We start from the raw sequence: 23,772 nt of genomic DNA, 5'->3' as shown, positions 1-23,772 counted from the left end.
GACCTTATCCGTCTCCCCGGGTCCTGCGGCTTGAGCCTCGGTTCAGAGAGTGTCTTCCCCCGACCCGCTACTCCACGGCGCCCCCTCCCGGCGGGACTAGCTCTGCGTGGAAGCTGGGGCATGACCACCCCGCCCGGCCAACCGAGCACCCTCTGGAACCGCAACTTTTTGATCTGGTGGCTTGGGAGTGCCCAGAGTGCTCTTGGCAGCGCCCTGGCAGGCATCGCTACGAGCTTCCTGGTGCTGGGGCAGACGGGGAGCGCGGGGGCGATGGGGGTGAACCTCGCGCTCGCGCTGCTGCCCGCGCTCCTCTCACCCCTCTTCGGCACGCTGGTAGACCGTCTGCCCGTGCGGCTGCCGCTCGTCGCCGGGGACCTGCTGCGGGCAGGCCTGCAATTTGGGGTGGGCCTCGCGGCCCTGCGCGGTCCGGTGCCGCTGGAGGTGCTCCACACGGTTGCCTTCCTGAACGGTCTGGTCGGCGCCTTTTACGGCCCGGCGAGCATGGGTGTTACAGCCCGGCTAGTTCCCGCCTCCCAGATCGCGCGGGCGAGCGGGCTGATGCAGGGCACCTCCCAGACGATGAACCTCGTGGGGCTCGTAGGCGGCGGCCTGCTCGTCTCGCGCGTGGGGAGTGCTCCCGCCCTGGTTCTCGACGGGCTGAGCTTCGCGGTGTTCGGCCTGCTCCTCCTGCTGGTGCGCTTTCCTCCTCGGGCACCGGGTCCCCGCGGCGAGAGCTTCCGGCAGGCGTTCATGGCGGGAGTGCGGTACGTGCGGGGCAGCCCCCTGCTCGTCGGCCTCCCCCTGATCGCCCTGCTGGTCAACGCGAGCTTCGCCCCGCTGGAGATGCTACTGCCGAAAAGGATGCAGGCGCTGGGGGCGGGGGCGGCGGGCTACGGCGTGTTCTGGGCCGTGGTCTTGGCGGGGATGACCGTGGGGAGCTTCGGGCTGGCCTGGCTGGGCGAGCGGGCTCGGCCACGCCGTTTCAGCGTCCTGGGGCTCACGGGCATGGGGCTGAGCGTGCTGGCGCTGTCCTCCACGCAGACCGCCGCGCAGATGTACCTGCTCGCTCCCCTGCTGGGCCTTGCGGTCGCCGCCACCAACGTTTCCATCAGCGTTCTGTTTCAAAAACAGGTGCGGCCCGAGTATTTCGGGCGGGTAGGCAGCCTGCTGAACATGCTGGCGACGGTCGGCCAGCCCATCACGCTGCTCGCGCTCGCCCCGTTCGCCGACCGCCTTTCCCTCGCGCTGATCTTCGGGGTGGCGGGGGTCGTCACCTTGCTGGGGGCGCTGGCGTGGGTAGGGACGTTGCGGCGTGAGGGGGTCACAGCCCCTCGATCTCGCCCGGCGTAAAGAGGAGCCCGACGAGGCAGGCGGCGGTCTGCGGGCCGTCCTGTGCCCCCCTGGCCTGCTGGGAGACCCAGCCCTGCAATTCCTGCATGCGCCGCCGGAGTTCCCGCATGGCGTCGTGCGGCAGCCGAATGGCGCTCAGCGAACCGAAGTCCAGACGCCCCGGGTCCTCGCGGGCACCCCGCCTGAGGCTCAGGACGAGACCCTCATCCTCGTTCAGGCCGATGAACACGCTGTCTTGCGGTTCCCCGTCCAGCGGCCTCGCCCGGGCCCGGAAATAGGCCTCCAGAAAGGGGCGGTGCAGCGCGGCCACCAACTCCTCCAGGGTGGCCGCATCGGTAAGCGCGAACGGCACCTCATAGGACCGCGCGGCGCGGTACAGCTTTACGGGTCGCCCACCCCGTTTCCGTTCCCCCGTCACCTCGATCAGCCCCGCGCCGAGCAGCCGGGTCAGTAGGTGGTGGGCCCGCTTCACTGGGCTTTTTGTCTCGCGCGCCACCTCGCCCGCGCTTGCCTCCCGTGTCATCAGCACGTTCAGTGTCGGCGCATAAGCGAGGTCCAGCAGCACCCGCGCCTGCTCCGGCGTCCGCGCGACGAAGGTGCTCTGTGGCAGCGTGGTCACCTCTCCAGCATGACGCATCGGGACCGACATACCATGCAGATATGAGCGACCCCGCCTTCCGGCGCATGAGCGTGGAAGAATACCTCCGCACCGAGCCGCACAGCCCGGTCAAGCGGGAGGACGTGAATGGGTTCGTGTATCCGCTGCACGGGCAAGCGGGGGTGAGCGACGCGCACGACAGCATCGTCGTGAATGTCCTGTTGGCCGTCGGACCACTTGCCCGGAGGGTGGGTTGCCGTGCCTACACCGCCGACATGCGCATGCGCTCCGCCGACGGCCAGTCCTACTTCTCCCCGGACACGACCGTCACCTGCACACCGAGGGAAGATGGGGTGTAGGTCAAGGTCGCGCCGTGCATCCTCGTCGAGGTGCTGTCCAGAAGCAAGGCCCACAATGACCGCAACGCCAAATACCACGCCTACACGGCCATCCCTTCCCTGCAAACCTACCTGATCGTGGGACCGGGCGAGCGGCGGGTGTACGCCTCTCAGCGGCAGGAGGGAGTCTGGAACGTTGTCGAACATGGTGGGGAGGATGTGATTGCTCCGGCCTGCCCGGGTGCCGACCTCTCACTCGACGACAGCCAGGACGGCGTGCTGTAGCGCCGCTTCGCCTGAGACAGAATGCGCCCCCGGCGCTATCCTCTTTGCCATGCCCGCCGCCCCCGCTCCCGAGCCCATCCGCGTCACGGGCGGCGTGAACAGGGTTCGGTTCCGCGCCGAGAGCGGCTTTACCGTCATGACCGCCCGCCTGCGCAACTCGGAAGGCGAGGATCCCGACGCCACCGTCATCGGCGTGATGCCCCCGCTGGAGGCCGGGGACACCTTCAGCGCCGAAGTCTTGATGGAGGAGCACCGCGAGTACGGGTACCAGTACCGGGTCTTGAACATGGTGCTGGAAGCCCAGCCCACCGACCTGACCGAGGCCGGGGTTGCCGCCTACCTCGAAGCCCGCGTGGGCGGCGTCGGCAAGGTGCTCGCCGGACGAATTGCGAGGATGTTCGGCCCCGCGACCTTCGACGTGCTGGAGGGGGAACCCGAGAAGCTGTTGCAGGTGCCCGGCGTCACGCAGAGCACCCTGCACAAGATGACCTCCAGTTGGTCGCAGCAGGGGCTGGAGCGGCGCCTCCTCGCCGGGTTGCAGGGGCTGGGGCTCTCCATCTCCCAGGCGCAGCGGGCGGTGAAGCACTTCGGGGAGGCGGCCCTCGAACGCCTGCAAGCCGACCTCTTCGCCCTGACGGAAGTCGAGGGCATCGGCTTCCTGACCGCCGACAAGTTGTGGAGCGCCCAGGGTCTTCCGCACGACGACCCCCGCCGCCTGACCGCCGCCGCCGTGTACGCCCTTCAGCAGGCGGCGCAGCAGGGCGGGCACAGTTTCTTGCCGCGCGGGCGGGCCGAGCGGGGCGTGGCCCACTACACCCGCGTCAGCCCCGAGCAGGCGAAGCTCGCGGTCGAGACGGCGGTCGAACTCGGTCGCCTGTCGGACGACCCCACCCCCGACGGCACCTCCCGCATCTACCTCCCCCACGTCCTGCGCGCGGAGAAGAAGCTCGCGGGGCTCATCCGCACCCTGCTCGCTACGCCGCCCGGCGGGGACGAGTGGATGGTCCCGGACGGCGCTGCCAAGGGACTTTCCGATGAACAGGCGCAGGTCCTCGACCTCCTCGAAGATCACCGCCTCGTCGTGCTGACCGGCGGGCCGGGCACGGGCAAGAGCACGACGACGCGGGCGGTCGCGGACCTCGCGGAGGGGCTGGGGCTGGAGGTCGGCCTCTGCGCTCCCACCGGCAAGGCTGCGCGGCGTCTGGGCGAGGTGACGGGCCGCCAAGCCTCCACCATCCACCGCCTGCTCGGGTACGGTCCGGCGGGCTTTCGGCACAACCACCTCGAACCCGCCCCCTACGACCTCCTCATCGTGGACGAGGTGAGCATGTGCGGCGACGGGCTGATGCTCTCCCTGCTCGCCGCTGTGCCGCCCGGGGCGCGGGTGTTGCTGGTGGGGGACGTGGACCAGCTTCCCCCCGTGGACGCCGGGCTGCCCCTCCACGCGCTGACCGCCACCGCCCCGACCGTCCGCCTAGGCACCGTGTACCGCCAGGCCGCCGAGAACCCCATCATCCGTGCCGCCCACGGTCTGCTGCACGGTCAGGCGCCGGGGTGGGGAGACCGCCGCCTGAACCTCACCGAGACCGAGCCCGACGTGGGGGCCCGCCGGGTCGCCCTGATGGTCCGTGAACTCGGCGGCCCGACCCAGGTGCAGGTCCTCACCCCCATGCGCAAAGGCCCCTTGGGCGTGGACGTGCTCAACCACCACCTGCAATCCCTCTTCAACCCTGGCGAGGGGGGCACCCGCATCGCGGACGGGGAGGCCCGGCCCGGCGACGTGGTGGTGCAGACGAAAAACGATTACACCAACGAGGTCTTCAACGGCACGCTGGGCACGGTCCTCAAGGCCGAGGGCGGGCGGCTCACCGTGGACTTCGACGGCAATGTGGTCGAACTCGTGGGCGCCGAACTGTTCAACCTCCAGCTCGGCTACGCCCTGACCGTCCACCGGGCGCAGGGGAGCGAGTGGGGCACGGTGCTCGGCGTGCTACACGAGGCGCATATGCCCATGCTCTCCCGCAACCTCGCCTACACCGCCCTGACCCGCGCCCGCGAACGCTTCTTCGCGGCGGGCTCGGCGTCGGCGTGGGACAAGGCCGCCGTCCGCCAGCGCGAGGAGCGGAACACGGCGCTGCTCGAAAGGGTGCGGGGGCGGTAGGGGAAAGCTTATAGCCCCGTTTCGCACGTTGGAGGACCTGCCGTCCAGGCTTCGGGCTCAATTGCCCGCTATGCGTGCGCGAAGTTGCCCGCACTGAAGCTGCGTGACAGTCAGCGGTTTCGCCCATCCGCAGAGAATCGTTTGGCCCCGCACCACCACGCTTCCCACCCGAAGCCCTCCGTAGGCGTACCAGCCGGGCTCGATCCTGACTTCCCGGTCCCTCGTCCCGTCCGTGATCACGATCCTGCCGGGATTCCTCTCGATGGTTTTCACAGTGCCCGTCATTGGGGCTCTCAGGCTCGGCCACTCCAGATAAGCCTCGGAGCCTTGCGCCTCGTTCTTGCGACGCGGTTCTGGGAGCTGTTGACGCTTTTCCGCCAGTTCGGACACCCGAATTACGTGGATGGCCCCTACCTGCTCGTAATGGTCTGGGTTAGTTTCGTCAAACTCCTCCCCGTTGGGGTCGCTCTTGCGCTGGACCACCAGGAAACCCACCCAATCGCCCGCCGAAAGTTCCCGGTCAAAAGGCCGTGAGGCAGAATCGGACATGGTGATTTGGGGCCTGCTCTTGGCCCTCACTTCTAGCTTTTGCCCGCAGCTCTTGCAGATCAGGTCCGCCTTCCGCTGGCGTTTCTTACGGGCATCCTTGCTAACTTCTGTGCTGCCTGCGCCGAAGTCGCTGAACGCGAAGGCATGGCCGTATGCCTTCATCAGCTCTATGGCTGCCCGCTCACCACGGACGGACATGGCGAGGAAGCGGCGAAAGGACGCGTCCGGCTTGTAGTGCAGCCTATCGGTCATCCTTTTCCCCTTCTTGCACGGCTTCTTCCACAACTTCGAGCAGGGGTCGTTCTGCGGGCGGGGGTGCGGCCCTGCGCTTCCTGGTGGTCAACCGAGGGGCCTCACCGTACTCTAACGTGCCGTGTTCCATTACGTAGACGAGTGGGATTTTCGGGTTGTTGAGGTCCTTCCCACCGACCGCGTGCCATCTGCGCTCCCATTCGCTGAAAAAGGGTTCCAGCCGGGCCGCTTCCAGGCGATAGATGGCTTTGAGTTCGATGGCGCTGTAAAGGGCAAAAATCCAGGGAACGCGACGGTACTTGGCAAGGATCGTGGGGTTAAGGTGATGATGAGTCGTGAAGCCCTTCCCCCTGTTGTTGATATTGAGGGTCTTCATCTCGTACTCAATGCCCGACTCATCGACGGCATCGTTGCCTTCTCTTCCCGGCAGCACGCGGATATTCATCACCAGGAGCAGTTGCAACACCTTCCCGCCGTTGTCCTGAAACACGTCCGCGATGCCGTGCCGCTCTGCGAGCGCCTGAAACTGGCGAATGGCGGGCATCAGGGCTTCGAGTTCTGCGAGGTCGGCGTGGCTCCGGCGGCTTTCAGGAGTCGTCACGGGGCTCCGTCAGCAGCACGGCGATGTGAACACCCAGCGCCCGCGCGATCCGCTCCACGTTGTCCAGAGACAGGTTCCGTTCCTCACGCTCGATAGAGCCGATGTAGGTGCGGTGCAGGTGGGCGAGGTCGGCCAGAGCCTCCTGGGAGATGCCCTGCTCGTGTCGTAACCGCTTGATGTTCGCCGCGAGGGTGACCCGCGCGGTGAGAGGCGTGTCCAGACGCTGCATTCTCACCACCATCGGTTGCTGCTGACTCTGAGGCTACAGACTTTGAGTAGACAGACGATAAGTAGCACAAGGTCAAGCCGAGGCTGTACTATCGACGTGTGCTTCACGTCTCCGAAAGTCACCTGCTCGACCTGAAGTCCGCCTACCGAACGGAGAAGGGTGCGGCCTACCTCGGGGATTCCCTGTTCCTGCTCGACCGCCTGCCAGACGAATCCATCCATCTGGTCATGACCAGCCCGCCCTTCGCGCTGCTGCGGCCCAAGGAGTACGGCAACAAGGACGAAACCGAGTACGTCGAGTGGCTGGCCCAGTTCGCGGCTCTCGTCCGGCGCAAACTCAGGCCGGACGGGAGTTTCGTCGTCGATCTGGGGGGCGCGTACCGACGCGGGGTTCCTGCGCGCAGCCTCTACAACTTCCGGGTGCTGCTGAAATTCTGCGACGAGTTGGGCTTCCACTTGGCCGAGGATTTCTACTGGTTTAACCCGTCGAAGCTGCCCAGCCCGATCGAGTGGGTTAACAAACGCAAACTGCGTGCCAAGGACGCGGTGAACACGGTCTGGTGGTTCAGCAAGACGGAGTGGCCGAAGGCGAACGTCAGCAACGTGCTGGCAGAATACAGCGACAGGATGAAGAAGCTCATCAAGGACCCGGAGGCGTACTACACCCCGGCCCAGCGTCCGAGCGGCCACAACATCGGGGATTCTTTCGGGAAGGACAACGGCGGGGCCATTCCGCCCAACCTGCTGCAAATTCCTAACAGTGAGGCGGGCGGTCATTACCTCGACGCCTGCCGCCGGGTGGGGATCAAGGGGCACCCCGCGCGGTTCCCGGCCAGGTTGCCGGAGTTCTTCATCCGCTTCCTAACCGACCCGAATGACGTGGTACTGGATATCTTCGGCGGCAGCAACACGACGGGGATGGTGGCGGAGGCGGAAGGGCGGCGCTGGCTGACCTTCGAGCAAAATGCCGAGTACCTGGCCGCCTCCGCCTTTCGGTTCATGGACAGACGGTCGAGCGAGGCAGAGTTCAGGGCGACTTTCGAGGGGCTGTTACGCGGGGAAAGCGTTGATCTCACCCGTGTCGTCGCTCCCCTCCTCAAGTTTGCATAATCTTCCGGCTTGGACTCTACGGTGGTGTGGAGATCAAGCAAGTGCCCCCAGGTAGAGAACCGTCCATCTCGCAACTGCCCGTCACTCCTCTCCCGCGTGCTATCCTCTAGTCCCGGAGGCCGAGCGCCCCGGTTTTTCTTTTTGGCCCTGCGTGGGGCGGGCGCTCGTGTTCAGGCATGAAATACATCTTCGTGACGGGCGGCGTGGTCAGCAGCCTCGGCAAGGGCGTGGCGAGCGCCAGCTTAGGGGCTCTCTTGCGGGCGCGCGGCTACCGGGTCACGGCGGTCAAGATCGACCCCTACATCAACATCGACGCGGGCACCATGCGGCCCTACGAGCACGGCGAGGTCTTCGTCACGGCGAGCGGCGCCGAGACCGACCTCGACCTCGGCAACTACGAACGCTTCCTCGACCTCGACATCCCGGCGGGCAGCAACATCACGACCGGGCAGGTGTACCTGGAGGTCATCCGCAAGGAGCGCGCGGGCGACTACCTCTCGCAGACGGTGCAGGTCATCCCCCACGTCACCGACGAGATCAAGAGGCGCATCCGCGCGGCGGGGGAGACGGCGGGCGCCGAGATCGTCCTGATCGAGGTGGGCGGCACCGTGGGCGACATCGAATCGCTGCCCTTCCTCGAAGCCATCCGGCAGTTCCGCTTCGACGAGGGTGACGAGAACGTCTTGTACCTCCACCTCACCCTGGTGCCGTACCTGGGCACCTCCAACGAGTTCAAGACCAAGCCGACCCAGCACTCGGTCGCCACCCTGCGTTCGGTGGGCATCAGTCCCGACATCGTGATGGTGCGCAGCAAGGAGAAGCTGCCGAGCGAGATCACCCGCAAGATCGCCCTCTTCACCTCGGTGCGGGAAAACCGGGTCTTTTCCTCCTTCGACGTGGGGCACGTCTACGAGCTGCCCCTCGCGCTGGAGGAACAGGGGCTGGGCAAGGCGGTGGAGGACCTGCTCAGTCTGGAGCGGACCCACCCCAACCTGGGCGTGTGGCAAAACGCCATGCGGGTGATGCGGCAGCCCGGGCGCGAGGTCACCATCGCCCTCGCCGGGAAGTACACCCAGATGCCCGACGCGTACCTCAGCCTGCTCGAATCGCTGACGCACGCGGGCATTGCGAACGACGCGCGGGTGAACATCAAGTGGGTGAACGCCGAGGAGCTGACGGAGGGGGACCTCGAAGCCCAGCTCGGGGACGCCGACGGCATCCTCGTGCCGGGCGGTTTCGGCATTCGCGGCATCGAGGGCAAGATTCGCGCCGCCGAGTACGCCCGCACGCGGGGGGTGCCCTACCTGGGCATCTGCCTGGGAATGCAGATCGCCGTGATCGAGTACGCGCGGAACAGGGCGGGCCTCGCGGGCGCCAACTCCGCTGAGTTCGACCCCTACGCGCCCCACAAGGTGATCGACCTGATGCCCGAGCAGCTCGAAGTCGCCGGAATGGGCGGCACCATGCGCCTGGGGGACTGGCCGATGGAACTGCGCGCCGGCAGCGTGATCGCCGAGCTGTACGGGGTGCCGCAGGGGGGCACCGTGCGTGAGCGCCATCGCCACCGCTACGAGGTCAACCCCGCCTACGTGGACCGGCTTCAGGAGGCTGGGCTGGTGATCAGCGGCGTGACGCCGGGCATGAACGGGCGCGGGGCGGGGCTGGTGGAGAGCATCGAGATTCCGGGGCACCCCTTCTTCGTGGCCCTGCAAGCGCACCCGGAATTCAAGAGCCGCCCGATGCGGCCCAGCCCGCCCTTCGCGGGGTTCGTGGCGGCGGCGCTGGAGAGTCGCCAGCCGTCAGCCCTCAGCGGTCAGCCGGAGCACGCTGGAGCCTGATCGGGAGGGACGCGGGACGGGGAGGCGGGGGCCCGGGTGTGGGGTCTGCCTCCCTCCTCCTGGCCCGGGATCACAGCCGTTGCAGACAACCCCGCGCGAAGGTCACGGCGGCCCTCATCCTCGCGGGGCGCCCGAGCGTGACCGAGCGGCGGGCGTGGTGCAGCGCGAGGAGCAGGCCGAAGAGGGCCGCCTCCCGTCCGCAGGGCAGCCCCGTCGTCCGCGCACTGTCCCAGCCGTGGAAGAAAGCGAGGCTCGCCACGTCCCACGCGGGCGGCCCGATGCTGGCGTCCCCGAAGTCGAGCAGGGCCGTGAGCCGCCCCTCCCGCCAGCGTACCTGCCCCCCGTGCAGATCGGTGTGGCACAGGGCGGTCGGGCCGTGGACGACGTTTTCCAGGTCGTCTCGCCGGGGTGCGAGGAGAGGGGCAAGAGCGGGAGCCGTCCCCACGAGCGGATGATCTTCCAGCTCGGCCCTGCCGAAGGGCCACGCATCTTGAAGGCGCGAGCACAACCCCTCGGCAGGGGTCGGGGCGACCCCGACAAAAGCGCCGGAGCGGTCGTGCAGCAGACCAAAGCCGCCGTGTGGGAGGGCGTGCAGGGCGGCGAGGGCCCGGCCCAGGTCGCGCCAGCCCTCATCGCTCGGCCCGGAGTCGTCTCCCCGGGCGAGCGTGTCCACGCCGAAGGGTCGTCCGTCCGGCAGTGTCCCCGTGGAGAGCGGTTCGGGGGTGGGAACTCCTTCCTGCATCAGCGCACGGCGGATCGCGGCGTCCACCTCGAACCGGGCGGCCTGACCCGTGCGGGCGAGCCGCACCACCCGCTTCCCGTCCGAGTACGCCACGCAACTCGCGCCGGAGCCCAGGAACGTGACCGGGCCGCCGAGCAGGGCGCGGGCCCGCTCCCCGTCGGTCATTCGGGGCGGGCGGGCGCTCCCGCCGCCGTCACGCCCAGCCGGGCGAGCGCCGCGTCGAGCTGTGCCTCCAGCGCTTCCAGGCCGCCGCCGTTGTCGAGCACCACCGTCGCTCGCCTGCGCTTCTCCTCGCCGGGCATCTGGCGGGCGTCGCGGGCGAGCACCTCCCCTCGCGTCAGGCCCGAGCGGGCGACCACGCGGGCCACCCGCGTCTCCAGCGGCGCGTCCACGACGAGCACCGCGTCCATCTGCCGCTCCAGCCCGCCCTCGAACAGCAGGGGCACGTCCTGCACGACCCAGGGCTCGCCGCGCGCCGCCGCCGCCGTCTCCAGGGCCAGCATCCGCGCCCGCACGCGCGGGTGGACGACGCCGTTGAGCCGGGCGAGGCGGGCGGGGTCCCCGAACACCTGCGCCGCCAGCGCCGCCCGGTCGAGCACGCCCTCGCGCACGACCCCGGGGAAGGCGGCCTCGATCTCCGCCAGAACCTCCGGCTCCAGGGTGACGAGGCGGGCCTGCTCGTCCGCGTCGAGCACCGTCAGGCCGCGCTCTCGCAGCAGGGCCGCGACGGTGCTCTTGCCCGCGCCGATGCTGCCCGTCAGACCCAGGCGGTGCGGGCGGGCGGAAGAAGGGGGAGAGGACATGGGGACACTGTAGGGGACGGGCCCACCGGGCGCGGCGGAGGCGTCAGAAGGAGGTCAAGCTCGGCCTTTAGGCTGCCGGGATGGTGGGCACCGCTGCGCGCGGGGAGGACCTCTCACGGCCACTCACCCCCCGGCCCGGCGGCTGTGCCTATCATGCGCGTAGCGCCCTGTTCCATGCTGATCTGCTCGGCTTGCGCCGCTCCCAGCGCGGTGTTAGCCTCGACCCCGGAGGTTTCTGAGTGAAACGACGTCCCCTCGGCCTGCTCCTCGCGGCGGCCATCCTGTCTGGCGCAGCCGCGCAGACGCCGACGGCTCCGGCCACCCCGGCTCCCGCCCAGCCCGCGGCGCCCGCTGCCCCGGCCACCCCCGGCGCGGTGCCCGCCACCCCCGCACGTCCCACCCGTCCCGCCGCGAACTACGTGGCGCTGGGCGTCTTCTACTACGAGCAGGGCAAGTTCGACGAGGCCTACGTCGCCTTCCGCGCCGCCGCCGAGACCGACCCCCGCAACGCCGAGGCGCTGCTGGGCCTGGGCCGCTCGCAGGTCAAGCTGCGGCTCTATTCTCCCGCCATCGAGACCCTGCGGCGCCTCGTGACCCTCGACCCGCGCAACATCAGCGCGTACATCGCCCTCGCGCAGGCGTACCAGCAGCAGTACATCGGGGCGAGCGACCGTGCCAGCGTCACGGGCAACCTTGCCGAGGCGCAGCGGGTCCTCACCGAGGCCGAGGCCACCGTGGGGGTGGTCGGCGGCGCGGAGCGCAACCTCAACCTCAGCAAGGTCTGGAACGAGCGCGGGTACGTCTTCAAGCTTCAGGGCGACGGGGGCCGGGCCATCGACGCTTTCAAGCAGGCCTCGACCCTCAACCCCGAGAACGACGTGATCCTCTTTAACCTCGGGGACATGTACTACGCGACCGGGAACCTCGTGGCCGCGCTCGACAGCCTCCAGCAGGCCGTGATCGCCGATCCCCGCGACCCCTACAACCGCGCGTACTACGCCAAGCTCCTGGCCCTGAGCGGCAACGTCGCCGCCGCCAGGCCCGAGGCCGCCCAGGCCGCCCGCCTCGCGCCGAGCAACAGCTACGCGGTCGGGCAGTACGGGGTGGTGAGCTACCTCGCCGGGGACCGCGCGACCGCCCGCACGCAGCTCACCCAGGCGGTGAGGCTCGATCCCCTGCGCTATCCCGAGTTCTACTTCTACCTCGGGCGCCTCGACCTCGATGCCGGGGACCTCAAGGCGGCCCGCGAGAACCTGACCCGCGCCGCTGCCCTGGGCAGCACCACCCCCGAGTACATGTACTACCTCGGCCTGAGCTACGAGCGCGGGGTGGGCACGGTCGCCCCGGACCGTCTCAAGGCCCGCGAGAACTACGAGCGGGCGCTGCAACTCAGCCCGAGCTACGCGCTGGCGCGCGAAGGCCTCAACCGCGTGCGCTGACCCCCTGCCCCCGCAAGACGGCCCCCTCCTGCCCGGGTGGGGCCGTTTTCCTCGCGCCTCAACGTTCGCTTAAGCCCGTTCAGCCCTTCGCGGCTCATGGGGCGCGCGTAAGATGAGAATCGCTGCCGTCCCCGCCCACGGTGGGCGAGGGTCACGGCCCGAAAGGAGCCTCATCATGGCCTACCAACTGCCCGACCTGCCCTACCCGGAAAACGCCCTGGAGCCCCACATCGACGCGCAGACGATGAACATCCACCGCACGAGGCACCACCAGACCTACGTGGACAACGCGAACAAGGCGCTGGAGGGCACCGAGTTCGCGGACCTGCCCGTCGAGCAGCTCATCCAGAGGCTCGATCAGGTCCCCAGCGACAAGAAGAACGTCTTGCGCAACAACGCGGGCGGCCACGCCAACCACAGCCTCTTCTGGCAGGTCATGACGCCGCAGGGGCAGGGCCAGCCGGGCGGTGAACTCGCGCAGGCCATCGAGCAGGCCTTCGGGTCCTTCGACGCTTTCAAGGAGAAGTTCGAGGACGCCGCGAAGACGCGCTTCGGCTCGGGCTGGGCGTGGCTCGTCGTTAGGCCCGGCGGTGAACTCGCCGTCGTGAGCACCGCCAACCAGGACAACCCCCTGATGGGCGAGGGGCTGGCGGGCGTGAGCGGCACCCCGGTCCTGGGCGTGGACGTGTGGGAGCACGCCTACTACCTCAACTACCAGAACAAGCGCCCCGACTACCTCAAGGCGTTCTGGAACGTCGTGAACTGGGACGAGGTGGCCCGCCGCTACGAGGGGGCGAAGGGCCACTCGCAGTAAGGCGACAAGAGAATGCCCCCGTGCCTGAAGGGCTGCGGGGGCTTCTTGTTTGCCTATGCAAAACGTCCTGGCGTAGCTTTATGGCGCGTTCCTATTCTTTGACCGTTGAACTCTATGGTGCGCACCGTAATGCCGAGGTAGTGCAGACGCTCCTTGACCGGGGTTGGGTAATACGTGAGATGGGCGAAGAATTTTTGCAGAACTCCTTGAATCGAGATGTAGGAGTTAAGGCACTCAAATCGTTTGTAAATTTGTGTGATGAGAGAGGGGAGCCGGTCGAGTTCAGGGCCAACATTGAAGGCAGTCAATTTTTGTCCAGCTTCTACATAGGTGCAGGTACTGTGTCGGTTGTCCTGCCTGGGGAAGTCGGAGTCAGCCTCAGAGTTCTATATTCCCCTGATTTAAACTTCTACGTGGAAAACATCGTAGGCGCCTTTGTGTCAGGTGGTTTAGAAGTCGGGGGATTCCTCGTCGAATACCGCTGAAAATGCGGTGTCAACTTCCGTTCTCTCTGCGAACTTTCAAAACGTGGATCGTGGGTAGACTGACTGCGCGACGGATGATTTACCTTGCCCGCCGCGCCGCCCGTGCCCGCAGCACCGGGGGCAGGATCAGCGCGAGCGCCACGATGATCAGGATGAAGGCGGTCAGCGGTTGCCGCGCGAAAATGCCGAAGTCCCCGTTGCTCTGCTGGAGGGCGGTGCGGAACTGCGACTCGGCGGTCGGCCCCAGGATCACGCCGATGATCGCGGGCGTGACCGGGAAGTCGAAGCGGCGCATCCCGTACCCGATCACCCCGAAGAGGGCGAGCAGCAGCAGGTCGAAGACGCTGTTGTTCAGCGAGTACACGCCGACCGTGGAGAAGACCAGAATCCCGGCGTACAGGAACGGGCGCGGGATCAGCAGCAGCCGCGCCCACACCGGGGCGAGCGGCAGGTTCAGCGCCAGCAGCATCACGTTGCCGATGTAGAGCGAGGCGATCAGGCCCCACACGAGGTCGGCGTTCGTGACGAAGAGCAGCGGCCCCGGTTGCAGCCCGTACTGCTGGAAGGCGGCGAGCAGGATCGCGGCGGTGGCGCTCGTGGGCAGCCCCAGGGTGAGCAGGGGCACGAGCACTCCGGCGGCGGCGGCGTTGTTCGCGGCCTCGGGCCCGGCGACGCCCTCGATGGCGCCCTTGCCGAACTCCTCGGGGTGCTTGGTCAGCCGCCGCTCCAGGCTGTAGCTCAGGAAGGTGGGAATCTCCGCCCCGCCCGCCGGGATCGCCCCGAAGGGGAAGCCCAGCCCCGTGCCGCGCAGCCAGGGTTTCCAACTGCGGCGCCAGTCCTCGCGGTTCATCCGGGCATTACCCGCCAGCTTGATCACGCTGGGGCTGCCCTTTCGCAAGCGGCTCGCCACGTACAGCGTCTCCCCGATGGCAAAGAGGCCGATCACCACCGTCACGAACTCGATGCCGTCGAGCAGTTCCGGGCGGCCCAGCGTGAAGCGCGCCTGCCCGCTCTGGAGGTCGGTGCCGATCAGCCCGACCGCGAGGCCGAGAAAGAGGCTTGTCAGCCCGCGCAGGGGGCTCGCCCCGAAGGTCGCGCTCACCGTCACGAAGGCGAGCAGGATCAGGGCGAACTTGGCGCTGGGCGGAATCTGCACCGCGATCTCCGCGATGGCGGGCGCGGCGAAGGTCAGCAGCATCGTGCCGATGGTCCCCGCCACGAAGGACCCGATGGCGGCGGTGGCGAGCGCGGCGGCGGCGCGGCCCCGGCGGGCCATCTTGTTGCCCTCCAGCGCGGTGATGATCGAACTCGACTCGCCGGGGGTGTTCAGCAAGATGCTGGTCGTCGAGCCCCCGAACATCCCCCCGTAGTAGATGCCCGCGAACATGATGAAGGCGCTGACGGGGGGCAGCTTGGCCGTGACGGGCAGCAGCAGCGCGACTGTCAGCGCCGGGCCGATGCCGGGCAGCACCCCGACCAGGGTGCCCAGCGTGACGCCGACGAGCGCCCACAGCAGGTTGAGGGGCGTCAGTGCGGTTTCGAAGCCCGCGAAAAGGGCGGTGAGGGCTTCCATCTAGATGATCCCCCTCAGCACGCCGGGCGGCAGGGTCAGGCCCAGGCCCCGGGTGAAGACCTCGTAGGTGACGAGCGCCAGGGCGAGCGACACGAGCAGCATCAGCCCCCAGCGCCGCTCGCCGAACGCGAGGGCCACCGTGAAGTACATCAGGGCCGTGCCGAGCACGAAGCCCAGGGTGGGGAGCAGCACCGCGCCGAGCAGAAAGCCGCCCAGGATGATTCCGGCGGCCCCCAGGTTCACGGGCGCGTTCGGGTCGGTGTCCTCTTCGGCGGCGGGCTCGGCGCGCTCTCCCCGCAGGGCGTTCACGGTGAGGAGCGCACCCAGGACGGTCATGCCCACGCTCACGATCAGGGGAAAGACGCGCGGGCCGACGACCGCGTTGATGCCGAAGGGAATTTGCAGGGTGCCGATCAGGAGCGCCACGCCGAGTCCCGTCACGCCGAGGGCGACGAGGAGGTCGGGCACGCTGACCCCGCGCCTGCCCGCCGGGGAGGTGGGCGGCGCGTCGGGGTGGACGGAGGGCGGAACGTCTGGCATGGGGAACCTCCTCGAAGGGGAACGCCTTCATTCTGGCGTCAGGCACCGGGCAAAAGGGGGGCGGGGCAGGTGACTTCTCTCCCCGCCCCGCCGGGTGCCCGCTGCCGGGGCTTACTTGACGAGCCCGATGTCCCGGAGGATGTTCTTCGTGCGGTTGGCCTCGACCTTGAGGTACACGTCGAACCGGCTGCCGCTGAGGTAGAGGTCCGTCCACTTGCGGGTGGCGAGGGTGTCCTTCCACTCCTTGGAGGCGTGCATCTTGTCCATCGCGGCGACGAGGGCGGCCTTTTGCTCGGCGCTGATGCCGGGGGGGGCCACGATGCCGCGCCAGTTGGCGAGTTCGACGTTCAGGCCCTGCTCCCGGAAGGTGGGGGCCGCGATGCCCGCCTGCCGGCGGGGCGCGCTGATGCCCAGCGCCCGCAGCCGCCCCGCCTTGATCTGCGCCTCGAACTCGCCGTACCCGGCCACGCCCGCCGCGACCTGGTTGCCGAGCACTGCCGCGAGCGTCTCGCCGCCGCCGCTGAAGGGCACGTAGTTCATCCGCCGGGGATCGATCCCCGCCGCCTTGGCGAGCAGCCCCACGAGCATGTGGTCGGTGCCGCCCGCGCTGCCGCCCGCGAAGGCCACCCCGCCGGGGTTCGCCTTCCACGCGGCGGTGAGGTCCGCCATCGTCTTGTAGGGGCTGCTTGCGGGCACGACCACGACCTCGTACTCGCCGGTCAGGCGGGCGATGGGCGTCACGCGCGAGAGGTCCACCCGGCTGCTGTTGGTCTGGATCGCGCCCACCATCACGAGGCCCATCGTCATGAGGAGGTTGCCGTCGCCCTTGGCGTTGTAAAGCTGCGCGAGGCCGATGGTGCCGCCCGCGCCGGGCACGTTGAACACCTGCACGGGCCGGGCGATGCCCTCGTTTTGCAGCACCGTCTGGATGGCGCGCGAGGTCTGGTCCCAGCCTCCGCCCGGGGCCGCCGGGGCCATGATGCGGAGGTTGTTCAGGTTCTGGGCGGCGGCGAGGGGGGCCAGGGCCGTCAGCACGGCGAGGAACAGCGTTTTCTTCATACGTCCTCCAGGGAAGCGGGCCCCTGCCGGGCCACGCGGGTCTTGGCTGTAGTAACGTTCTCAGCGTACTTTAACGTCGGGGCGGACGCAAGCCGTTTTCATCGTCCAGCGCGCACTTTTTCGGGATCGTTATTTACAGGGTGAACGCAATGCACGCAAAGGGGGGAGGGGTGGCGGGTGCTCCCTAGAATGGGGGGCAACGCATGTTGCGAAGTCTCCGCGCTCCGTCCCGTCTGGGCTTGCAGGGCCGCCTCGTGCGGCTGCACCTGCTCGTGTTGTGCGCGATGACCGCCGTGCTGGTGGGCGTGCAGACCGCCTACCTCTACACCCAGGCCCGCGAGCGGCTGGGCGAGCGGGCGCTCACGACGAGCCGCCTGGTGGCGCGGCTGCCCGTGGTCATCCGGGGGGCCGAGGCGGGCGGGCCGAACCCGGCCCTCAACGCCCAGGTGGGCGCCCTGCGCGAGGGGGCGGAGGCGGATTTCATCGTCGTCGGGAACGTGCGGGGCATCCGGCTCGCCCACCCTGTCCCCGAGCGGCTGGGGCAGCCGATGGAGGGCGGGGACAACGGAGAACCCCTGGCGGGCCGCGAGGTCGTGAGCGTGGCGCGCGGCAGCTTGGGCGTCAGCGTGCGCGGCAAGGTCCCGGTGTGGGAGGACGGCAGGCCGGGCGGGCGGGTCGTCGGCGTGGTGAGCACGGGCTACCTGATGCCGCAGGCGTGGCACCTCGTGGCGCAGGCCCTCCTCAGCCTCGCCCCGTGGTTCCTGCTCGCGCTGGGGCTGGGCACCGTGGGGGCGGTGTGGACCGCGCGGCGGCTGCGCGCCGAGATCCTGAACCTCGAACCCGAGCAGATCGCCGCGCTCGTGGGGCAGCACCGGGCGGTCCTCGCGGCGCTGCGGGAGGGGGTGATCGCGGTGGACGCGCAGGGCTGCGTTACCCTCGCCAGCGACCGGGCGGGGGAGGCGCTCTCGCCGGGCACCCAGGCGCCCTACCGCCTCGCCGCCGTGTGGCCCGAACTCGCCGCGCTGCCCGTGGTCCGGCAGCAGAACGTGGAACTCACGCTGCGGGGGCAGCCCGTCCTCGTGAACGTGGAGCCGCTGGAGGAAGGGGGGTTCGTCGCCTCCTTCCGGGACCGGGCGGAGGCGCTGGCCCTGGCCGACGAACTCACCCACGCGCGCGGCTTCGTGGACGTGCTGCGGGCCCAGACGCACGAGTACCAGAACCGCCTGCACGTCCTGTCGGGCCTGCTGCAACTCGGGCGCCCGCAGGAGGCGCTGCGGCTGCTGAATGCCGAGATCGAGGCCGACGCCCAGTTCCGGGCCCTGCTGCGCGACGTGCAGGTGCCCCGCCTCGTCGCCCTCCTCGCCGGGAAGCGCGAGCGGGCGCAGGAACTCGGGATCGACTTTCAGGTGGCCCAGGAAAGCGGCCTCTCGCCCGTGTGGGAGCGGCACGCCGACACCCTCGTCACCGCCGTCGGCAACCTCACCGAGAACGCCTTCGAGGCGCTGGGGGGGCGGCCCGGCACCGTCACCGTGTTGATCGGTGAGGACCCGGAAGGCGCGCAGATCGAGGTGCAGGACGACGGCCCCGGCATCGAGGGCGAGCTGGCGGCGCGGCTCTTCACCCGGGGCGCGAGCAGCAAGGGGGAGGGGCGCGGCTATGGGCTGGCGGGGGTCTCGGCCCGCGTGTCGGCCCTCGGCGGCACGGTCCGCCACACCCGGCGCGGCGGGCGGACGGTCTTCCAGGTGAGCCTCCCGACGCCGGTTCAGGCCGTCTCCCCTCTGGAGCACGTATGACCCGGGTGCGGGTGCTGCTCGTGGAGGACGACCTGCGGGTCGCGCGGGTGAACCGCGACCTGCTGGAGCGCGACCCCGACGTGCACGTGGTCGGGAGCGCGGCGACGCTCGCCCAGGGGGACGCCCTCGCGCAGGCGCTCGCGCCCGACCTGATCCTGCTCGACGTGTACCTGCCCGACGGGAGCGGGCTGGGCCTGCTGCGCCACTGGCGGGCCCAGGGCCGCACGACCGACGTGGCCCTGATCACCGCCGCCGACGACGAGGCGAGCGTGAAGGCCGCGCTGGCGCAGGGGGCCTTCGACTACCTCATCAAGCCCTTCACGGGGGCGCGGCTCGCGGAGGTGGTGAGTCGGCACCGCGCCCGCCGCACCGCGCGGGGCACCCTCGACCAGGCGCACCTCGACCGCCTGCTGGGGGTGGGGACCGGGCCGGGTGCCCCCGAGCCGCTGCCGCGCGGGATCGACCCCCACACGCTGGAACGGGTGGCGCAGGTCCTCGCGGGGGCGCCCGGGGCGCTGAGCGCCGAGGAGGTCGGGGACCGCACGCAGCTCTCGCGGGTGACCGCGTGGCGCTACCTCGAACACCTCGTGCGGGTGGGGCGGGCCAGCCTCGACCACCAGTACGGGCTCGCCGGACGCCCCGCCAAGCTCTACCGGGCCCGCCCCGAAGACCCCCCCGCCGGGGGCGGCTAGACGAGGCACGCCCCGGCCCACGGTCTCGCCATGCGCGCTGCCTAGACTGGGCCCCGATGCTCCGGGCCCGTCTCCTCGCCCCCCCCCTCGCGCTGACGGCCCTCCTGGCCGGCTGCGCGCCCGTGACGGTGCGGCCCGCCCAGGCCCCGGCCCTCGACCTCGGCGGCCCGGCGCCCGACGTGGTGATCCTGAGCGTGTCGGGGCGCTGCGGCCCCCCCTGCCTCCCCCCGCGCGACAACTGGGACTACCTCACGTCGCGGGGAACGGTGGACCTGCTCGCCGACGCCCTCGCGGGGGTGGGCTACCGGGTGCAGGTCGCCGGGTACGCCTCGAACGCCGCCGCGACCTTCGCCTCCCGGCAGGCGGGGGCCGAGCAGCGGGGGTACGGGGCGCTGGCGGCGGACTTCGCCCGGATGCGCTCGGCGTGGCTGCGTGGGCCGCGCCCGCCCCGGCTCGTGCTGCTGGGGCACTCGCAGGGGGTGGCGTGGTTGCACCACCTCGCCCGCGTGAACCCCGACGTGCCCTTCGCCCTCCAGATCGACCTCGACGGCATCTGCGCGGCGTGGCGGTCCGATCACGGCGCGGCCCTGCGCGCCCAGCCACCGGGGACGAGCGGCACGCCCTCGGCCCTCACCGCCTGCGACCTCGTGCGGGTGCCGGGGCGCACCCTGCGGAACAAGGACGTCGTGTGGCCGAACGTGGCCCGCCACCTCGAGGTCCTCAGCAAGCGCCTGCCCGCCCGCGTCAGCGAGAGCGGCGGCTGGCCCCTGAACTACCTCTTCGACCCCGCCCGCAACGCCCGACCCGACGGCAGCACGCGCGGCATCGAAATTTTCGTCTCGGGGCGCGAGGACCACAGCGCCGTCTCGTACCCCAACAGCGACGCGCTCGCGTGGGCGGCGGGCCGCGCCGTCCGCCTCGCGCAGGACTGGAAACGGGAGGACGCGGGGGTCCCGACGCTGGATTAGGCGTCGCCGGCGGCCAGCGGCAGTTCAGCGCGGGTGACTCGTGGCCGGTTCCTGATCCGCCGGAGCCAGGGACGCCAGCCACGCCGCCGCGTCCTGCGGGCCGAGGAGCCGCGCCCCGCGCTCGGGGGGAAACCACGCGAGCAGGGCCGCCACCTCGCCCGCCCCCGCCTCCCCGAAGACGACCTTGTGGTCCCCGTCGGCCAGGTGGAGCAGGCCCGACGGCGCGGCGGTCACGCGCTCGCCCACGGGCCGGGGCCCGCCCAGCCACACGGCGTCCACCTCGGCGCCGTCGGCGGGGTTGAGGGTTCCGGGCAGGCAGCCGTAGTTGACGGGGGCGGGCCGGGCCTCCCGGCGCAGGGGCACGACCTCCCCGCCCCGCAGGACGAACCGCTCCACCTCGCCGCGTGTCCACTCGACCACGCCGACGACCTCTCTCAAGGCTGCACCTCGTACAATTCGACCTGCCGGAGCACGTTGCCCCCGAAGGTGAGCACCGCCCGGAAGGCGCCGGGGTCGGGGGCATCGAGCCGGAAGGTCGCCCCCCGCTGCGCCGGGTCGAGGTATACGCTGTCGCGCCCGAGTTCGCGCGCCCCGTCGAACCACGCCACGCCCAGGTAGCCCGGCGTGAACTCCCCGTCCACCCGCGCCCGCAGGACGAGGGTGTCCCCGTCGCGCTCCAGCGTCGCCGCCGTCACCCGTGTGGGCAGCGTCACCTGGGCGGGCGCGGGCACCACGGGCAGGAAGGTGTAGCGGCAGGCGGAGAGGGCAGGCGCGAGCAGGCACGCCAGCGCCAGGAGGCGGGTGGAGCGGGGCATGGGGGGATTGTAGGAGGCGGGGGTGAGAGGGGCAGAAGGGTAAGCTGCCCCCGTGGCGCCCTTGTTCCAGCACCGTCTCCGTCCACTGCGCGACATCGTTTCGAGTTGGGAAGAGAGCAATTTCGAGGTAAAAAACTACCTGACAGGGTGGTATTGGCTGAGCGACGGCTGGTACTGTCTTCAGACGGACGACGGAGACGTTCCCCTAGCGCATTCCGCGTTTGTGGCTTCACTGGGACTCTCAGGCGAGAACGCCCTTTACTTGGATTACCAAGTGGCGCGGTTTTGGATGGACCTCGTTGAAGTCGTTCCGGCAGCCCTGGAATCCCTGCCCGAGCCGTTCGCGGAGTGGGTGGTGTCCGGGGTGTGGCCTGCATGGGTGGCGGAGGTGCAGACGTGGTGGCAGGCGCTGGATGATGAGGACCCGGCGTCATCCGACGAGACGTGGGATGACCTATTCGCCGCGAGGCGATGGTGGAATGCGCGCCACATCGACATGGGCTACCTCGTCGCGCCACCTGGTCTCCGGTTCTGGTGCCTCGGAGACACGGTGACGCTTCAGTGGGACACGCGGGATCGCCTTGTGGAGGGAAGGCCTTGTTGGGTTGAGAAGATTGGACAGCAAGAGATGAGCGTTTCCTCTTTTGAACAGGAGATAAATTCCTTCCGCCGCCGCCTCGATCAGGACATGGGCTCCCGTATTCAGGAAGTTGAGAGCTTGGGTCTCCTCAGCGCCGAGCAGGTTGCGGGGCTGTGGCGGCAGCACGAAGAAATACTGGCTATGAGAGGCCGTTGGGAGGGTACGGACTGGCAGGAAGTGAAGGCCGCCGTCGCCTACCTGGAACACCTCTCTGGAATCAGCGTCAAGGCCTGTGGTGGCAGTCAACCAGGCGTTAGGTCCTTTTCCGACGGGCCCTGACCTTCACACCCCCGTCGCCACCAGCGCCCCCAGCAGCGCCACCGGGGCCGTCTCCGCGCGCAGGATGCGGGGCCCGAGCGTGACCGCGACCGCGCCGCGCGCCTCCAGGGCGGAGACCTCCGCGTCCCAAAGCCCCCCCTCCGGCCCGGTCAGGAGCGTCACGGGCGCCTCCCAGTTCAGGTGGTCGGTCAGACGCGCCGCAGCGCCGGGCTGGGCGACGAACAGGCGGCCTTCCCACCGCAACTCCGCGAGGGGGATGGGGGAGAAGACCTCCGGCGTCACCGCGCGGCGCGACTGCTTGCTCGCCTCCTCGGCGACGCGGCGCAGCCTCTGGAGCTTCTGCTCCCCGATCTCGCGGGCGTCGGCGTGGCGGGTGACCACGAGCTGCACGCGCCAGACGCCGAGTTCGGTGGCGGCCCGCACCACGTCCGCGAGCTTGTCCCCCTTCAGGAGCGGCGCGGCGAGGGTCACGGGCTGCGGCGTCTCGGCGGCGCCCGTCAGGCGCCCCCCCAGCGTCAGCACGGCCCGCGCGTCGTCGAGCAGGGTCAACGTCGCCCCGGCCTCGGCGCCCTGGCCGTCGAACACGCGCACGGGGTCGCCCTCGCGCAGCCGCAGGACGTGCAGATGCCGCGCCTCGCGGGGGCCGAGCGTCATCTCGGGGGCCAGGGCGTCCACCCGGACGCGGTGGGGGGCCATCAGCGTGCCCCTCTCACGCCAGCGGTGCGCGGGCGGTGACGAGCGCCCACTCGCCGTCCAGCGTCTCCCGCACGTCGCTGAACCCCTCGCGGGCCAGGGCGTCGCGCACGAGGGGAAGCTTCGTGGTCAGGATGCCGGTGAGCACCACGGGTGAGTCGGGCCGCACCTCGGCGGCGTAGGCCCCGGCGAGGAGGTCGTGCAGCTCCGCGTACAGGTTGGCGACGAGCACGTCGTAGGCGTCGACCCCGATCTCAGGGAAGGTCAGCGGGTGCTCGCCCAGCGTGCCCTCCTCGAAACGGACGCGCCCCGCCGGAATGCCGTTGACCGCCGCGTTCTCCCGCGCGATGGGGATGGTGATGGGGTCGAGGTCCACCCCCAGGGCGAAGCGGGCCCCGAGCAACGCCGCCGCGATGGCGAGCACGCCGCTCCCGGTGCCCACGTCGAGCACCCGCGCCCCCGTTCCGTCCGGCCCGAGCGTTTCCAGGCTCAGCCCCGAGAGGGCCTCCACCGCCAGCCGGGTGGTCTCGTGGTGCCCGGTCCCAAAGGCCATGCCGGGCTCGATCACGAGCGCGATGTGAGCAGGCTCCACCTCCTCCCGCAGCCAGGGGGGCACGATGGTCACCCGGCCCGCGCGCACCGGTCGCAGGGTGCGCTTGAACTCCGCCTGCCAGTCCTGGTCGGCCTCCTCGCGCCACTCGCCGTCCGCGACGGGGCCGGGCAGCTCGGCGGGCGCGGCGAAATAGGCGCGGACGAATCCCGCGCGCTCCTCCAGGCCGGTGGCACCCGCCTCCCACAACAGGTCGAGGTCGGCTTCGCGGGTCTCCAGGGTGCCGGGCAGGTGGTACACGAGCATGGGCCGAGTGTAGTGCGCCCGGGCCGCGACCAGACGCGAGTTGGCATTCGTCTTTGTTCGTGATGGAATTGCCCGTGACCGAATACTTCTAACGTGGGGATGTGAAATAGTCCCCAAAAGGGCGTGCCGCCCGGAAGAGGAACGCCCCTGTGAAGCCCAGCCGAGTGAACCCCAGTCGAGCCGACGCCCCCGCCGTCACCCCGCCGAGTTCCCGGGCCGCCCGACCCCGGGGGCGCGGCGCGCTCGGCCCGGCGCCGGGTGAGCCTGCGCC

26 protein-coding genes are annotated in these 23,772 nt (G+C 69.9%); 13 read left to right on the top strand and 13 right to left on the bottom strand.

Going from position 1 to position 23,772, the window contains the following annotated elements; all coding sequences use genetic code 11:
* The first annotated feature begins 120 nt into the window (after positions 1-120).
* Complete coding sequence (locus A7B18_RS17815; protein ID WP_102128048.1) at positions 121-1,350, top strand: MFS transporter; 1,230 nt, start codon at positions 121-123, stop codon at positions 1,348-1,350.
* Here A7B18_RS17815 and A7B18_RS17810 read toward each other — a convergent pair.
* Positions 1,322-1,969, bottom strand: coding sequence for a helix-turn-helix domain-containing protein (locus tag A7B18_RS17810; RefSeq protein ID WP_102128047.1), 648 nt, complete (start codon positions 1,967-1,969; stop codon positions 1,322-1,324). The two genes, A7B18_RS17815 and A7B18_RS17810, sit on opposite strands and share 29 nt — an antisense overlap.
* A gap of 41 nt (positions 1,970-2,010) precedes the next feature.
* On the opposite strand from A7B18_RS17810, the gene A7B18_RS23000 reads away from it, so the two are divergent.
* Genes A7B18_RS23000 through recD2 form a run of 3 tightly spaced genes read left to right on the top strand, consistent with a single transcriptional unit; the run spans position 2,011 to position 4,732 of the window.
* Positions 2,011-2,307: a Uma2 family endonuclease gene (locus A7B18_RS23000; protein ID WP_102128046.1), complete on the top strand. Its 297-nt coding sequence runs from the start codon at positions 2,011-2,013 to the stop codon at positions 2,305-2,307.
* Between the two features lie 18 nt (positions 2,308-2,325).
* The gene (locus A7B18_RS22995) at positions 2,326-2,571 is read left to right on the top strand and encodes a Uma2 family endonuclease (protein ID WP_102128045.1); all 246 of its coding nucleotides are present in this window, start codon (positions 2,326-2,328) and stop codon (positions 2,569-2,571) included.
* Positions 2,572-2,620: 49 nt separating this feature from the next.
* The gene (gene recD2 / locus A7B18_RS17795) at positions 2,621-4,732 is read left to right on the top strand and encodes an SF1B family DNA helicase RecD2 (protein WP_102128044.1); all 2,112 of its coding nucleotides are present in this window, start codon (positions 2,621-2,623) and stop codon (positions 4,730-4,732) included.
* Between the two features lie 57 nt (positions 4,733-4,789).
* On the opposite strand, the gene A7B18_RS17790 is transcribed toward recD2, so the two are convergent.
* Genes A7B18_RS17790 through A7B18_RS22080 form a run of 3 tightly spaced genes read right to left on the bottom strand, consistent with a single transcriptional unit; the run spans position 4,790 to position 6,363 of the window.
* Positions 4,790-5,533 (bottom strand): hypothetical protein, encoded by a 744-nt coding sequence (locus tag A7B18_RS17790; RefSeq protein ID WP_102128043.1) that lies wholly within the window; start codon positions 5,531-5,533, stop codon positions 4,790-4,792.
* Positions 5,523-6,134, bottom strand: coding sequence for a PDDEXK family nuclease (locus A7B18_RS17785; protein WP_219722156.1), 612 nt, complete (start codon positions 6,132-6,134; stop codon positions 5,523-5,525). Before A7B18_RS17785 ends, A7B18_RS17790 begins: the two co-directional genes overlap by 11 nt.
* Positions 6,121-6,363 carry a helix-turn-helix domain-containing protein gene (locus A7B18_RS22080; protein ID WP_180970223.1) on the bottom strand — a complete coding sequence of 81 codons (243 nt, stop codon included), beginning with the start codon at positions 6,361-6,363 and terminating at the stop codon, positions 6,121-6,123. Before A7B18_RS22080 ends, A7B18_RS17785 begins: the two co-directional genes overlap by 14 nt.
* 98 nt (positions 6,364-6,461) lie before the next feature.
* Here A7B18_RS22080 and A7B18_RS17780 point away from each other — a divergent pair, with 98 nt between their 5' ends.
* The gene (locus A7B18_RS17780) at positions 6,462-7,472 is read left to right on the top strand and encodes a DNA-methyltransferase (RefSeq protein WP_180970222.1); all 1,011 of its coding nucleotides are present in this window, start codon (positions 6,462-6,464) and stop codon (positions 7,470-7,472) included.
* Between the two features lie 176 nt (positions 7,473-7,648).
* Positions 7,649-9,310: a CTP synthase gene (locus A7B18_RS17775; RefSeq protein ID WP_102128041.1), complete on the top strand. Its 1,662-nt coding sequence runs from the start codon at positions 7,649-7,651 to the stop codon at positions 9,308-9,310.
* Positions 9,311-9,380: 70 nt separating this feature from the next.
* On the opposite strand, the gene A7B18_RS17770 is transcribed toward A7B18_RS17775, so the two are convergent.
* Together A7B18_RS17770 and coaE are read right to left on the bottom strand one after the other, a co-directional pair.
* On the bottom strand, positions 9,381-10,217 hold the full coding sequence (locus A7B18_RS17770) for an aminoglycoside phosphotransferase family protein (RefSeq protein WP_102128040.1): 837 nt from the start codon (positions 10,215-10,217) through the stop codon (positions 9,381-9,383).
* Positions 10,214-10,855 carry a dephospho-CoA kinase gene (gene coaE, locus A7B18_RS17765; protein ID WP_102128039.1) on the bottom strand — a complete coding sequence of 214 codons (642 nt, stop codon included), beginning with the start codon at positions 10,853-10,855 and terminating at the stop codon, positions 10,214-10,216. The genes A7B18_RS17770 and coaE overlap by 4 nt, the downstream gene beginning before the upstream one ends.
* A gap of 239 nt (positions 10,856-11,094) precedes the next feature.
* Between coaE and A7B18_RS17760 the strand changes: the two genes are divergently transcribed.
* The 3 genes from A7B18_RS17760 to A7B18_RS21590 all read left to right on the top strand — a co-directional run bounded on the left by A7B18_RS17760 (position 11,095) and on the right by A7B18_RS21590 (position 13,593).
* On the top strand, positions 11,095-12,294 hold the full coding sequence (locus A7B18_RS17760) for a tetratricopeptide repeat protein (protein WP_102128038.1): 1,200 nt from the start codon (positions 11,095-11,097) through the stop codon (positions 12,292-12,294).
* 175 nt (positions 12,295-12,469) lie between these two features.
* Positions 12,470-13,108, top strand: coding sequence for a superoxide dismutase (locus A7B18_RS17755; RefSeq protein WP_102128037.1), 639 nt, complete (start codon positions 12,470-12,472; stop codon positions 13,106-13,108).
* A 20-nt stretch (positions 13,109-13,128) separates the two neighbouring features.
* Complete coding sequence (locus A7B18_RS21590) at positions 13,129-13,593, top strand: hypothetical protein (RefSeq protein WP_146009583.1); 465 nt, start codon at positions 13,129-13,131, stop codon at positions 13,591-13,593.
* A gap of 79 nt (positions 13,594-13,672) precedes the next feature.
* On the opposite strand, the gene A7B18_RS17750 is transcribed toward A7B18_RS21590, so the two are convergent.
* The 3 genes from A7B18_RS17750 to A7B18_RS17740 all read right to left on the bottom strand — a co-directional run bounded on the left by A7B18_RS17750 (position 13,673) and on the right by A7B18_RS17740 (position 16,765).
* Positions 13,673-15,166 carry a tripartite tricarboxylate transporter permease gene (locus tag A7B18_RS17750; protein WP_102128036.1) on the bottom strand — a complete coding sequence of 498 codons (1,494 nt, stop codon included), beginning with the start codon at positions 15,164-15,166 and terminating at the stop codon, positions 13,673-13,675.
* Positions 15,167-15,706, bottom strand: coding sequence for a tripartite tricarboxylate transporter TctB family protein (locus tag A7B18_RS17745; RefSeq protein WP_102128035.1), 540 nt, complete (start codon positions 15,704-15,706; stop codon positions 15,167-15,169).
* 111 nt (positions 15,707-15,817) lie between these two features.
* Positions 15,818-16,765, bottom strand: a complete 948-nt coding sequence (locus A7B18_RS17740; RefSeq protein ID WP_102128034.1) for a Bug family tripartite tricarboxylate transporter substrate binding protein — start codon at positions 16,763-16,765, stop codon at positions 15,818-15,820.
* A 203-nt stretch (positions 16,766-16,968) separates the two neighbouring features.
* Between A7B18_RS17740 and A7B18_RS17735 the strand changes: the two genes are divergently transcribed.
* Genes A7B18_RS17735 through A7B18_RS17725 form a run of 3 tightly spaced genes read left to right on the top strand, consistent with a single transcriptional unit; the run spans position 16,969 to position 20,218 of the window.
* The gene (locus tag A7B18_RS17735) at positions 16,969-18,558 is read left to right on the top strand and encodes an ATP-binding protein (protein WP_102128033.1); all 1,590 of its coding nucleotides are present in this window, start codon (positions 16,969-16,971) and stop codon (positions 18,556-18,558) included.
* Positions 18,555-19,250, top strand: coding sequence for a response regulator transcription factor (locus A7B18_RS17730; RefSeq protein WP_102128032.1), 696 nt, complete (start codon positions 18,555-18,557; stop codon positions 19,248-19,250). The genes A7B18_RS17735 and A7B18_RS17730 overlap by 4 nt, the downstream gene beginning before the upstream one ends.
* A 56-nt stretch (positions 19,251-19,306) precedes the next feature.
* The gene (locus tag A7B18_RS17725; RefSeq protein ID WP_102128031.1) at positions 19,307-20,218 is read left to right on the top strand and encodes a hypothetical protein; all 912 of its coding nucleotides are present in this window, start codon (positions 19,307-19,309) and stop codon (positions 20,216-20,218) included.
* Positions 20,219-20,242: 24 nt separating this feature from the next.
* Here A7B18_RS17725 and A7B18_RS17720 read toward each other — a convergent pair whose 3' ends face one another.
* Positions 20,243-20,656 carry an inorganic diphosphatase gene (locus tag A7B18_RS17720; RefSeq protein WP_102128030.1) on the bottom strand — a complete coding sequence of 138 codons (414 nt, stop codon included), beginning with the start codon at positions 20,654-20,656 and terminating at the stop codon, positions 20,243-20,245.
* Positions 20,653-21,033, bottom strand: coding sequence for a hypothetical protein (locus A7B18_RS17715; protein ID WP_102128029.1), 381 nt, complete (start codon positions 21,031-21,033; stop codon positions 20,653-20,655). The genes A7B18_RS17720 and A7B18_RS17715 overlap by 4 nt, the downstream gene beginning before the upstream one ends.
* Before the next feature lie 52 nt (positions 21,034-21,085).
* On the opposite strand from A7B18_RS17715, the gene A7B18_RS17710 reads away from it, so the two are divergent.
* On the top strand, positions 21,086-21,952 hold the full coding sequence (locus A7B18_RS17710; RefSeq protein WP_102128028.1) for a DUF5984 family protein: 867 nt from the start codon (positions 21,086-21,088) through the stop codon (positions 21,950-21,952).
* A gap of 3 nt (positions 21,953-21,955) precedes the next feature.
* Here the strand turns inward: A7B18_RS17710 and A7B18_RS17705 are convergent, their stop codons facing one another.
* Entirely contained in the window at positions 21,956-22,648 is a 693-nt protein-coding gene (locus A7B18_RS17705; protein WP_102128027.1) for a 16S rRNA (uracil(1498)-N(3))-methyltransferase, read from the bottom strand.
* A 13-nt stretch (positions 22,649-22,661) separates the two neighbouring features.
* On the bottom strand, positions 22,662-23,501 hold the full coding sequence (locus tag A7B18_RS17700) for a 50S ribosomal protein L11 methyltransferase (RefSeq protein ID WP_102128026.1): 840 nt from the start codon (positions 23,499-23,501) through the stop codon (positions 22,662-22,664).
* Between the last annotated feature and the right edge of the window lie 271 nt (positions 23,502-23,772).

This window comes from Deinococcus planocerae (assembly GCF_002869765.1).
In the GTDB taxonomy this organism is placed as follows: Bacteria; Deinococcota; Deinococci; order Deinococcales; family Deinococcaceae; genus Deinococcus; species Deinococcus planocerae.
This window is presented reverse-complemented; position numbering and strand designations above follow the sequence as displayed.